Raw genomic sequence first — 12,223 nt, 5'->3', positions numbered from 1 at the left:
CGTCAACATGCCCTCGCCAGTGCGCTTCCAGTTCTCCTGCCTTGTCCATCTCGTCCTCCTGTCGAAAACCTGGAGGTTGCTCCACCTCTCGGCGGTTTTACAGGTGGATCGGCTGCACGCTTACGATTTATCTGGGTCTGAGGAGGAACGAGATGAGGTGGACAGAGTTTGTCATCCGACAAACCGAGCCAAATTCGGCCAGGATTTTACCGACATCTTCGTGAAGCTTCTCCGCGGTCCGGGCTTTGAAAGATCAAGTCCGTAAACTGCTGTAAATCGGAGGGCTGGTCAGCCACCTCCTCGGTTCGGTAAGATGACGTTGTCAACGCGTTGATCGACCGAAGGAAAGAGGTGGCCCCGTTTGTTTGGACAGAAAACGTTCTTTGATAAGTGGAACCTGGCCAGTTGCGGTCGGCTGACCGGTGATACGGTTGGTTTTGACCTTCTGGAATTTTATACGAAACGAATAGAGCTCGGTGGAGCTGGTGGGCGAAGGGACGTGCGGTGGGAAAGTCGCCAGACTTTTCCACCGCAAGCGGCCCGGTGCGCGACAGCGCATCGTCCACCAATCCACGGAGTCCCTTCCTCATGCCTTACGCCGCAGCGCGGGTGGCGGACGCGAGTGCCACGAAGTAGGCGGCATCCGGCGTCTGGCCATCCAGGGAGCGATGGGGTCATCGCTCGTTGTAGAAGCGGAGGTACGTGGCCAGATTGGCTTTCGCATCGGCAACGCGGTCATAGGCCTTGAGATACCCCTCCTCGTACTGGACGCTTTTCCAGAGGCGCTCGACAAAGACGTTGTCCCGCCAGGAGCCCTTGCCGTCCAGGCTGATCCGGATGTGGTGCGCCTTGAGCAGACCGGTGAACTCGCTGCTGGTGAACTGACCACCCTGATCGGTGTTGAAAATCTCCGGGCCACCGTAGCGGGGGATGGCTTCCCGCACCGCGTCCAGACAGAAGTCGGTCGTCCAGGTGTTGGAGAGCCGCCAGGCGAGCACCCGGCGCGAGTACCCGTCGATCACGGCGAACAGGGAGAGGAAGCCTCGGCGCATCGGGATGATGGTGAGGTCCGCCGCCCACGCCGGATTGGGCCGCTCGATCGCTAGGCCGAGCAGGAGATACGGATGGATTTCATCCCCCCGCTGCCGACGAGAGGGGTTGGGCTTCCGATAGAGGGCTTCGATCCCCATGCGCGCCATCCGGGTGCCGAGGTGCTGGCGCCCGGCCTGGAAGCCCTCGGGGCGCAGCAGATCGCGTAACAGGCGTGCGCCCGCGAACGGGGGCTCGAGATGTGATTCGTCCATACGACGCATCAGCGCGAGGTCCTCCGGCGAGACCTCGCGTGGCGTGTCGTACACGCTCGAACGAGCCAGCCCAAGCAGGGCGCACTGATGCGATACAGGGAGCTTATGGTTGCGGTCAATCCTCGTCTTGCGCTCAGCAGGCCCGCCTGGGTGAGCGCATGTTCTAAAAAATCGTTTTCCAGCGTCCACTGGCCGATCTTGGCGTGCCGTTTCGTCAGGTCCGGATCACTGCTCGCAGGGCTTCTGGCGTCACCAAAAACCTGAACCGCATGCTCGGTCAGTGGCCGCTTCCAGTCCGTGATCTGATTCGGGTGAATGTCATCCTGCTGCGCCAGCTCCGCTAGCGTCTTGTCGCTCTTCAGCGCCGCCAGTGCCACTTGCGCCTTGAATGCCGGTGTGTGATTCCGCCTCGTCCTTCTGGCCATGCTCTTGCTCCTGTGGTGGCTGCTTACGCAGCCGTTCGTGGGGGCAAGGCTACCACTTATCCTCCTGTCCGAATCTCCGGGGCCCGCTCTCTCTGCGAAGGCTTTTGTCTCAACGACAAAGGACCAGGCTAGAAAACTTGTGGGTAAAGGGCAGGGCAAGCGTGTCGGCCGGACATACGCGCGGGCAATGGATCGCCGCCAGCCGGTTGTTGGAAGCACGCCTGCACCATCCGATGCCGGGTCGAGACGGCGGTTGCCGGGCGTTTTGCGGGCATCCGGCATGATAGGGGAACAGGTTGCGCAGGGCGCAGAGGAAAATCAGGCAGGAATTCACCCTTGACGAGGGGGTACTGGAGTAGAGATACTTTTGTGATGGTGGTTGAATTTCCCATCCTTCTGTGGTTGAAGCGCAATGGTTTTCGCCTCGACCAGTTGCAGACTCTCCTGCCGCCGCCAATGGCGATTGCCAGAATGAGAATTCCAAAGACTCTCGTGCGTTGCAGCCGGGCCGGTGGGCTGCTGTCCCTGATCGTGATCGTCGGCGGCTGCGCGATGCTCGCTCGTCACACTCTCGACGAACGCTTCGGTCCGGCGGACCCGGCGCGGTATGACCAGCCGACGGCGCCGCCGCTCGGCATGTCGTACCGCGCGAATGTGCAGCCGATCCTCGAGCGGCGCTGTGTCGTGTGTCACGCGTGTTACGACGCGCCGTGCCAGCTCAAGCTCGGCGCTTGGGAAGGGATCGCCCGCGGGACGAGCAAGGAAATCGTATACGACGGAACCCGGCTGGGCGAAGCGCAACCGTCAACGCTCTTTGTCGATGCGCAGAGCGCGTCCGCATGGCGTTCGCGCGGCTTTTCGGCGGTGCTCAACGAGCGCCAGCCAACGCCTGCGGCGAATCTCGCGGCGAGCGTACTGGCGCGCGCGCTGCAGCTCAAGGAAGCGCATCCGCTGCCGGAAACGGCGATTCTGCCGCCGACCTTCGATTTCTCGCTCGACCGTGCGCAGCAGTGCCCGCGGATCGACGAGTACGATGCATTTGCGAGCGAAAACCCGTTGTGGGGGATGCCTTTCGGCCTGCCCGGTCTGAGCCCGTCGGAGTCGGCGACGCTGACGCGCTGGCTCGAGATCGGAGCGCCCTTCGAAGGATTGCCGCCGTTACCGGCGTCGGTACTCAAGGAGGTCAGCGCCTGGGAGGCTTTCCTGAACGGAAACTCGCTCAAGGAGCGGCTGGTCGGTCGCTACCTCTTCGAGCACCTGTTTCTCGCCCATCTCTACTTTGAAAGCGACGAGCAGCGGCATTTCTTTCGCCTCGTGCGCTCACGGACACCGCCGGGGCAGCCGATCGACCTTGTGGCAAACCGACGGCCATTTGACGACCCGTGCGTTGAGCGCGTCTATTACCGCCTTGATCTTGAGCGGGAGACGATCGTCGACAAGACGCACATGCCTTATTCGCTCAGCCCAAGGCGAATGGCGCGCTGGCGCGAGCTGTTTCTGACCCCGGCCTACCGGGTCGATGAACTACCCTCGTACGCGATCGAAGTGGCGAGCAATCCTTTCGTCACTTTCCGCGACCTGCCGGTCAGTGCGCGCTACCGTTTCATGCGCGACGAGGCCGAGTTTACGATCATGGGTTTCATCAAGGGGCCGGTCTGCCGCGGGCAAGTGGCGCTGAACGTGATCCAGGATCGTTTCTGGGTGGTCTTCCTTGCCGACAGCGATCTGCAGACCGTACGCGAGCAGTTCCTTGAACGGGAAGCCAGCCTGCTCGATCTGCCGGCTGAACAGGGGAGCGACGCCGGGATCATCAGACCGTGGCGCGAGTACGCCAGGCGCCAGGGGCGCTACCTGCAGGACAAGTCGGCCTTGCTGATGCAGTACGCCAGCACCCGGCGGCCGGACTTAGGCTGGATATGGAACGGCGACGGCGAAAATGCCAATGCGGCACTGACCGTCTTTCGCCACTTCGATAGCGCGACCGTCGTCAAGGGACTGGTCGGCGATCCGCCGAAAACGGCCTGGGTTCTCAGCTATCCGCTGCTCGAGCGGATTCACTACCTGCTGGTCGCCGGTTTCGACGTCTACGGCAATGTCGGCCATCAGTTGCTGACGCGGCTATACATGGACTTCCTGCGCATGGAAGGCGAGTACAACTTTCTGGCCTTCCTGCCGCTCGCACAGCGCCCGCAAGTGCGCGACTTGTGGTACCGCGGCGCGAGTCAGGAGGTCAAGGATCATGTCTACGGTAGTCTGGCACGTTTCGACGTCGACAGCGGGATCGTCTTCCGCAGCGACCAAGCCCTGCAGGAGTTCTACGCGATGCTCCAGCAGCGTATGGCACCGGTTCTCGATCGTCGGCACGATCTCTCGTCGGTGACCGACACCGCACTGCGCGATGATCTGGCGGCGCTCGCGGCGCTGCGCGGGCCGGCGCTCTCGTGGCTTCCTGAAGTGGTTGTGTTGCGCGTCGATCAGCAAGGTCAGCCGGCACGCTATTTCACCTTGCTGCGCAACACCGGGCACAGCAATGTCTCGAGTCTGCTGCGCGAAGGAAGAGAGCTGCTACCCGAAGAAAATACGCTGACCGTCGTCAAGGGGGTCATGGGCGCTTATCCGAATGCGATCTACCGCGTGCCGCGTGCGGAAATTCGCGCCCTGGCGCGAGCAATCGGTGCGCTTGCTTCGGAGAATGACTACCGCGGACTAGCCGACCGCTATGCCGTTCGCCGCGGTGATCACCGTTTCTGGCAGGTGAGCGACGAACTGCTTGCCGCTTACCTGCAGCAGGAGCCGATTCGTGCCGGTCTGCTCGACTACAACCGTCTCGAGAACCGCTAACGGTCATGACTTTTCCAGGCACCCCCGATCATGAAAGTCATGACCGTTTCCCTCTCCCCCGGCCCCTCCCCCGCGAGTGGGGAGGGGGGATTCGTGAGTCGCTGACGCGACTTTCACATTAAAACGAAGGGAAAATGAAGGCTATGCCCATGCAGCCAGCAGTCGAAGCCTACACGGTGCAGGATTACCTGCAATGGGAAGGGGATTGGGAGCTGATTCACGGCCAGGCGGTGGCAATGGTCCCGTCGCCCAGCTTCGATCATCAGCAGGTAAGCGCCGCCGTATTTCGGCAACTCGACGAGTCGCTCGACGATTGCCCGCACTGCCAGGCGGTGTTTGAAATAGACGTGGAGTTTGCGCAAGACACCGTCGTCCGACCCGACGTGCTGGTGATCTGCTACCAACCTGAAAGTGAAAGGCTGACCCGCGCTCCTGATCTGATTTTCGAAGTCATCTCGCCCAAAACCAGCCGGCGGGATGAAGTGGTCAAATTCGATCTTTACCGTACGGAAGGCGTGCCCCATTACGTGCTGGTCTACCCGGAAGCGAAAAAGGCCAAAGTATGGCGGCTCGTCGAGGGGGAATATCGCAAGGTAGGCGACTTCCACGACGAAACCCACTGTTTCGAACTGTCCAAGTGCGCCTTCGATTTCGATTTCAGCCGCCTATGGAGGCGCAAGGGCCACCCAGCGTAAACGCCGACGCGAAGGAGAGCAAACCCGAAAAGGCGGTCAACGATGCGAGCGCGATGGCACGCGAACTCAACGTCGGCGAGAGGGCGTTGCGCGATGTACTCTGCCTGCATCCGGACCCGTTCCCGCTGCGTATGACTCCAACAGGTGCTGGCGGAATCTTCCGGACAAGCACGTAAACGCGGCCAACGGCCTCCATCGACCCCACCGACAAAAAGGAAACGCCATGCTGATCAAGACCCTAGAAACCCCCACCCCGTCCCGTCGCAGCTTCCTCAGCAGGAGCGGCGGTATCGCCTTGTCCGGCGCGGCCTTGGCACTGCTCGCCGGACAATCACGACTGGCCATCGCGGCAACGGGCAATCCGACCGGCGATGTCGGCATCCTCAACGTGGCCCTCGGCCTGGAACATGAGGCCATCGCGGCCTATCAGGTGGGTGCTGAAAGCGGGCTTCTGCAGAAGCCGGTGCTGGATACGGCAGTGCTCTTCCAAAGCCACCACAAGGGGCATCGAGATGCGCTGATCGCCACCATCGAGAAGATGGGCGGCAAGGCGGTCGCTGCCAAATCCAATGCCGACTACGCCGCAGCTCTCGGTGCGGGCGCACTCAAGTCCCAGACCGACATCCTTAACCTGGCGGCGCGGCTGGAACTGGGGGCTGTCAATGCCTATCTGGGGGTGATCCCGGCTTTCGGCGAAAAGGAATTGGCGAAAGTGGCCGCGCGCCTGGCTGCCGACGAAACCATGCACTGGTCGCTACTCGCTAACGCGCTGGGCAAGCCGGTACCCGTTGCTGCCCTGAGTTTTGGGGCCTGAGGTGGCGCGCTGGCGCCTGCCGACGGCCCCGATGCTGGCCATGGCGCTGGCTCTGGCGGGACCTTCCGCCGGAGCCGCCGATCCGGATCGGGGTGCGGCCTTGTACGAGGCACGTTGCGGCGCCTGCCACAGCCTGGACGCGCACCGCGTCGGGCCGCTGCACAAGGGTGTCTTCGGCCGTCGGGCGGGTTCGGCGCCAGGCTATCAATACTCTTTGGCACTCGAAAGTGCGGCATTCGTCTGGGACGCCCAAACCCTCGATGCCTGGTTGCAAAACCCGGAGGCCCTGGTGCCGGGACAGCGCATGGGCTACTCGGTATCCGACGCCACGGACAGGGCCGATCTGGTGGCCTTCCTGCGCCGTGCGTCATCACGCTGACAACAGGTAGCGCCCCAGCCCATCCGGATTTGGCAGGATTCCGAGCGCCACGCGCAAGAACGGCTGCGCGGGGAAACACTGACCAGCTTGACCGCTTCAGCGCTTATTTTTCCGCATGCAATTGTCCTTGTCCTGGCCGACAGACCACTATACTGACAAGGATCTTCTGAGCTACACTACTCGAATCATGGCGCTACTCGAGATCCGCAATGTCAGCCGCCGTTTCGGCGAACTCCAGGCCGTCGACGACGTTTCCCTGTCGATCGAAGCCGGCGAGTTCTTTACCCTGGTGGGTCCATCGGGCTGTGGCAAGACCACCCTGCTGCGCCTGATCGCCGGATTCGATGTCCCCGACACCGGCGAGTTGCTGCTCGACGGGCAAACCCTGGCCGGCATTCCACCCGAGAAAAGACCGGTGCACACGGTTTTTCAGAGCTACGCGCTGTTTCCGCACATGACCGTGGCGCAGAACGTCGCGTTTCCCTTGCAGATGGCCGGCAACCCCCCGGACGAGATCAGCCGCCGTCTCAAGGAGGCTCTCGAACTGGTGCACCTGGCCAACAAGGCTCGCCAGTTTCCCCGCGAATTGTCCGGCGGGCAAAGGCAGCGCGTCGCCCTGGCGCGGGCGTTGATCAGCAAGCCGCGCCTGCTGTTGCTCGATGAACCGCTGGCGGCACTCGACGCCAAGCTGCGCGAACAAATCACCGGGGAACTGATCGCACTGCAGCGGGAGGTCGGCATCACCTTCGTTTTCGTCACCCATTCGCAGCAGGAAGCACTGGCGGTATCCCACCGCATCGCGGTCATGAACAATGGGCGCATCGAACAGGTCGGCGCCCCCGAGCAGATCTACGGCTATCCGCGCAATCGCTTTGTCGCCGATTTCATCGGAACCATCAACCTGCTGCCAGTCGAAGTGCGAGCCACGGATCACGCTGGGCTGCGCCTGTTTGCTGCCGGACTCGGGGAGATTGTCGGCACACCGATCGTCGGACCCAGCCCCGGCGAGCAGGGTGCCTTTGCCGTCCGCCCGGAACAACTGCGCATCGTCGCTGCCGGGGACCTGACCGAGCTGGACAACCACTTCCATGGCCGCGTGCGCGACTACCTTTACCTCGGCGACGTCACCGTTTACAAGATCGAGCTTGAAAACAGGGTCGTCCTCGAAGCGATGCTCACCAACGCGGTGCCAGGACGCGCCAGGTTCCTCGAACGGGGCGCCCCAGTCGCAGTCGGCTGGCAACGCGACGCGGGGGTCTACCTGCGTGACTGAGGCAGGCCACCACCCGCTTGGTCGAGGAGAGCGGTTGAACAAGTGGCTGGTCAGCTTGCCACCGACCCTGTTCCTGGTGGTTTTCTTCCTCGCCCCGGCGCTACTGATGGTCGGCGCCTCGTTCCAGCAGCCAGGTGACTTCGGAGGGCTGGTACCGGCCATGCAGGATGGCCAGCTCACCCTCTCACTGGAAACCTACCGCTTCTTCTTCGGCGACTGGATCTATGCCGAAATCTTCGGCCGTTCCTTCCTGGTCGCCGCGGCCACCACTTTGATCTGCCTGCTGCTGGCCTATCCGCTGGCCTTGCTGATCGCCCGCAGCGGCCAGCGTCATCGCAATCTGCTGGTGCTGCTGGTGATCCTGCCCCTGGCCAGCAACTTCCTGATCCGCATCTACGCCTGGATCATCCTCCTCGGCCCGGCCGACCTGCTGTACACGCCTTTCGCGGTAATTGCCGGCATGGTCTATGTGCACCTGCCGTTCATGGTTCTGCCACTGTACAACAACCTGGAGCAGCACGATCCGGCGCTGCTCGAAGCAGCCCAGGATCTCGGTGCCGGCATCTGGACGCGCTTCTGGCGAATCACCCTGCCGCTCTCGCTACCCGGTATTTGGGCGGGCTCGGCGCTGGTCTTCATCCCTGTTCTCGGCATGTTCGCCATTCCCGAGTTGCTCGGCGGCACGCGCGATCTGCTGATCGGCAATCTGATCAAGGAACAGTTCCTCGACAACCGCGACTGGCCGCTGGGTTCGACCTTGTCGTTGCTGCTGACCGCCGCCGTGCTGGCACTGGCGGGATTGTCGGCACGGGCCGGGCGGCCGCGCCAGGGGAATGCCTGATGGCGCGCGCCCGCCAGTCGCTCTGGCTATGGGCCGCGGCGCTGGCTGTCTATGCCTTTCTCTACCTGCCGCTGGCGGTGGTGGTGATCTTCTCTTTCAACGATTCACTGCTCAACGCCGAGTGGGTCGGTTTTACGACCCGCTGGTATGGCACGCTCTTCGACGACACCGAGATGCTCAATGCCGCCGCCAATTCGCTGTTCATCGCCATCGCTGCGGCGAGCGTGGCAACCGTGCTCGGGACCATGGCCGGCATGGCCATGCAGCGCTGGCGAACGGGTTTTCTGCGCTGCCTGCCTGTTCTGGTGCTGACGCCGGTGGCGATGCCCGAGCTCCTGCTCGGAGTCTCTCTGCTGCTGTTCTTCCGACAGGTGCTCGACCTGACGCTCGGGCTGATCTCGATCCTGATCGCGCACATCACTTTCTCGATCGGTTTCGTCGCGATCATCGTCCGCACCCGTCTGGCCGGGATGGACGAGAGCATTTTCGAAGCCGCCCGGGATCTCGGTGCCAGCCCGTGGCAGACCTTCCGGCGCGTGACTCTGCCCTTGCTTCTGCCGGGCATCCTGGCCGGCTTCCTGATGAGCTTCACACTCTCGATCGATGACTTCGTGATCACCGTCTTTGTCGCCGGCGTTGGCGTCACGACGCTGCCGTTACAGATCTACTCGATGATCAAGGTGGCCGTGAGTCCCGAAGTGAATGCCGTTTCGACGCTGCTGATGGCTCTGACGCTAACCCTGATCGCGCTGGCCTCGAAACTGGCGCCGGACACCCTGCAGAGCAGGACATGAAAGTGCTGCGCGTCCATATTGCCACCGTGCTGCTCGCCCTCCTCACGACGCTGACGCATGCGGAAAACGTTCTCTATCTCTACATCTGGAATACCTACCTCTCGGACGACACTGTGCAACGGTTCGAGGCGCAATGTCGCTGCCGACTGAAGCAGGACTTCTACTCCGACAACGAAGAAATGCTGGCCAAGCTCGAAGCCGGCGCCATCGGCTACGACCTCATCGTTCCGACCGGTAACGCCGTCGAAACGCTGCTCCGCAAGAACGCGCTGCGCTCGCTCGACAAGAGCAAACTGCCGAACCTGAAGAACATCAAGACCGGGTTTCGGGACCCCTGGTATGACCCTGGGATGAACTACGCAGTGCCTTACGCAACCACGGTGACACTGCTCGGTTACAACGCCACCCGGCTGGCCGAACTGGGCCTGCCGACCGACAGTTGGGCGTTGATCTTCGAACCGCGTTACCTCGAAAAACTGAAAGGCAAGGTGACGGTCCTCAACAGCCAGCGCGAGCTGATGGCCGCGGCGATGAAATACCTCGGCCATTCGGTTCAGGAGAGTGACCCGGCGCGCTGGGACGAAGCCAAGCGCCTGATCCTGCGCGCCAAGCCGTACTGGGCGACCTTTTCCAACAGCACCTACATCAAGGACCTGGCAATCGGCAACATCTGGGTCGCACACGGCTACTCAAGCGACATGTTCCGCGCCCAGCAGGACGCGCAGGAGGCAAAGCGCCCATTTGCCATCGGTTTTCGAACGCCAAAGGAAGGCGCGGTGTTGGCGGTCGACAGCTTTGTCCTGCACAAATCCGGTCGCCGCCCCGACCTCGCACATCAGTTCATCGACTTCATGCTCGAAGGTACCAACGCCGCCGACGTCTCCAGCCTGATCGGTGCCGGCAACCCGAACGCGGCGGCGATGCCGTACATTCCCCCCGAGATTGCCGGCAATCCGGGGATTTTCCCACCGCCGGACGATTTGCGGCGCCTCGAAATGCTGCGCGATTTCGATCCGAAAACGCGCCGCTTGCTGTCGCGGATGTGGACCGAGATCAAGGTCCGCTGAGAGACGGTGAAAAAATGCCCAAAGCTGGGCAATATTCCAAAAAAGTTTTCGATAAAACAATTTGTTACAGAACTTGTCATGACCGCTTTTCGATTTCTTCACAACCTCTGAGAGCTTGTGAAGAAATCGAAAAGCGGGTCGAGCAGCTAGGCGCGAGCGAACGACGAGACCTATCGTCGCCATTGGAGCCGCGCCGATAGGCGTCGGCTCCAATGACTTGTTAGGGCTACTCTCCATAGAGTATGCCTCTGATCGGTGAAGGGTGCACGCGGGAATGACGAGGCAGTTCGCAATGCGGTAAAAAGGGCCCGCCAAGAAGAACGAGCACGACACCGGCCAGACCCGCAAAGTTGACACCGATACCGTGCTCCACACCGTGCCGGGAGCGTATTTCACGAGTCGCCGCTTCCTGTCGATAGCGCATTGGCGTAACGGGAACCGCCAATGGAACCTACCGGCCGACTCTTCCTTTGCCATCGCTGCCGAATCCAGGTCGTCGTCTGCAGCCGCTGTGATCGGCGCCAGATCTATGGCACCGCTGGCTGCGCGCAGGCCGCACGCCGCGCTTGCGTCCAGGCAGCCGGCCACCGCTACCAGAAGAGCCGAAGAGGCCGCTTCAAGCCTGCCGAAAGAAGCCGCCGTTACCGGCAGCGCCAGCAGAATGTGACGCATCAGGGTTCTATGTCACCGGCACAAGGTGAGCCAGCCGGCTCTACGTCATGGTCAAGGAACGCGGCTACCCCGGCCGTCCCGATCACTTTCGCCATCTGGTGGCCTTGCACCGGCCGCGACCGAAGTTCGAAGCCTATCTGCGGTTGCGTACGCTGCCCGGCGAACAGGCCCAGGTGGACTGGGGTCACTTCGGTCAACTGGAAATCGGCCGCGCCCGCCGGCCCCTGATGGCCTTCGTCATGGTGCTGGCGTGGTCGCGAATGATCTTCCTGCGCATCTTTCTCGATGCGCGCCTGGAGAACTTCCTGCGCGGTCATGTCGGGGCGCTTGACGCCTGGGGGGCCTGGCGAGAGTGCTGCTTTACGACCATCTGAAGAGCGCCGTCCTCGAGCGACAAGGCCAGGCGATCCGCTTCAACCCCACCTGGCTACCGTTCGCCGGTCATGATCGCGACGAGCCCCGCCCGGTGGCGATCGCGCGCGGCAATGAGAAGGGAAGGGTCGAGAAAGCCGTACGCTATCTCCGGGACGCGTTCTTCGCGGGCCGCCGCTTCCTCGATCTGGCAGACCTCAATGCGCAGGCCGGGACCTGGTGTACGGCAGAAGCGGCTGACCGGCGTTGCCCCGAGGACCCTTCGCTGAGCGTGCGCGAAGCCTTCGCCCTGGAAGCGGCACACCGGCTAGCGTTGCCGGAGCCTCCCTATCCGACCGATGAGCCGGTCACTGTGAAGGTCGGCAAGACGCCCTATGTGCGCCTCGACCTGAACGACTATTCGGTCCCCCATGAGCGAGTGCAGCAGACCCTGATGGTGGTCGCCGACCCGCTCCTGGTCCGTATTGTCGATGGCCAGACGGTGCTGGCGACGCACCGGCGCAGTGATGACCGTGGGCAGTGCATCGAGGATCCCGCCCATATCGTGACGCGGGTCGAACAGAAGCACCAGGCCAGTTTGCACCGGGGGACCGACCGGCTGACGCGGGCCATGCCGGAGAGCCGGGAGTGGCTCGTCCAGGCGGCCGACCGCAGAGCGAATCTGGGGGCGATCACGGCGGCGCGGTTGCGTCTGCTCGATCGCTAGGGGGCGAGCGAGTTGCGCGCCGGCATCGAGGAGGCCCTGG

General features: G+C 62.5%; 11 protein-coding genes and 1 pseudogene. 11 read left to right on the top strand and 1 reads right to left on the bottom strand.

Annotation, left to right across the window (positions count from 1 at the left end; genetic code table 11):
- The coding region (locus tag V5B39_RS19640; protein WP_332344536.1) for a hypothetical protein at positions 1 to 265 on the top strand (265 nt) is incomplete at its 5' end.
- Between the two features lie 328 nt (positions 266 to 593).
- Here the strand turns inward: V5B39_RS19640 and V5B39_RS19635 are convergent.
- A pseudogene (locus V5B39_RS19635) lies at positions 594 to 1,729 on the bottom strand (IS3 family transposase).
- A gap of 372 nt (positions 1,730 to 2,101) precedes the next feature.
- Here V5B39_RS19635 and V5B39_RS19630 point away from each other — a divergent pair.
- The 10 genes from V5B39_RS19630 to V5B39_RS19590 all read left to right on the top strand — a co-directional run bounded on the left by V5B39_RS19630 (position 2,102) and on the right by V5B39_RS19590 (position 12,183).
- Complete coding sequence (locus tag V5B39_RS19630; RefSeq protein WP_332344535.1) at positions 2,102 to 4,570, top strand: fatty acid cis/trans isomerase; 2,469 nt, start codon at positions 2,102 to 2,104, stop codon at positions 4,568 to 4,570.
- Between the two features lie 149 nt (positions 4,571 to 4,719).
- A complete protein-coding gene (locus V5B39_RS19625; RefSeq protein WP_332344534.1) occupies positions 4,720 to 5,265 on the top strand; it encodes a Uma2 family endonuclease in 546 nt (181 codons plus the stop codon).
- A 223-nt stretch (positions 5,266 to 5,488) separates the two neighbouring features.
- The gene (locus V5B39_RS19620; protein ID WP_332344533.1) at positions 5,489 to 6,079 is read left to right on the top strand and encodes a ferritin-like domain-containing protein; all 591 of its coding nucleotides are present in this window, start codon (positions 5,489 to 5,491) and stop codon (positions 6,077 to 6,079) included.
- Between the two features lies 1 nt (position 6,080).
- A complete protein-coding gene (locus V5B39_RS19615; protein WP_332344532.1) occupies positions 6,081 to 6,458 on the top strand; it encodes a c-type cytochrome in 378 nt (125 codons plus the stop codon).
- Between the two features lie 187 nt (positions 6,459 to 6,645).
- Entirely contained in the window at positions 6,646 to 7,731 is a 1,086-nt protein-coding gene (locus V5B39_RS19610; RefSeq protein WP_332344537.1) for an ABC transporter ATP-binding protein, read from the top strand.
- Between the two features lie 34 nt (positions 7,732 to 7,765).
- Complete coding sequence (locus tag V5B39_RS19605) at positions 7,766 to 8,572, top strand: ABC transporter permease (protein ID WP_332344531.1); 807 nt, start codon at positions 7,766 to 7,768, stop codon at positions 8,570 to 8,572.
- Positions 8,572 to 9,366 (top strand): ABC transporter permease, encoded by a 795-nt coding sequence (locus V5B39_RS19600; RefSeq protein WP_332344530.1) that lies wholly within the window; start codon positions 8,572 to 8,574, stop codon positions 9,364 to 9,366. The genes V5B39_RS19605 and V5B39_RS19600 overlap by 1 nt, the downstream gene beginning before the upstream one ends.
- Positions 9,363 to 10,433, top strand: a complete 1,071-nt coding sequence (locus tag V5B39_RS19595; protein ID WP_332344529.1) for a polyamine ABC transporter substrate-binding protein — start codon at positions 9,363 to 9,365, stop codon at positions 10,431 to 10,433. Before V5B39_RS19600 ends, V5B39_RS19595 begins: the two co-directional genes overlap by 4 nt.
- 719 nt (positions 10,434 to 11,152) lie before the next feature.
- Positions 11,153 to 11,479, top strand: a complete 327-nt coding sequence (locus tag V5B39_RS22320) for a hypothetical protein (protein WP_434735731.1) — start codon at positions 11,153 to 11,155, stop codon at positions 11,477 to 11,479.
- Positions 11,458 to 12,183, top strand: coding sequence for a Mu transposase domain-containing protein (locus V5B39_RS19590; protein ID WP_434735730.1), 726 nt, complete (start codon positions 11,458 to 11,460; stop codon positions 12,181 to 12,183). Before V5B39_RS22320 ends, V5B39_RS19590 begins: the two co-directional genes overlap by 22 nt.
- Positions 12,184 to 12,223 lie beyond the last annotated feature (40 nt).

The sequence above is a fragment of the Accumulibacter sp. genome (assembly GCF_036625275.1).
In the GTDB taxonomy this organism is placed as follows: domain Bacteria; phylum Pseudomonadota; class Gammaproteobacteria; order Burkholderiales; family Rhodocyclaceae; genus Accumulibacter.
Note: the sequence above shows the minus strand (reverse complement) of the source record. Positions and strands in the feature narration are given on the sequence as shown.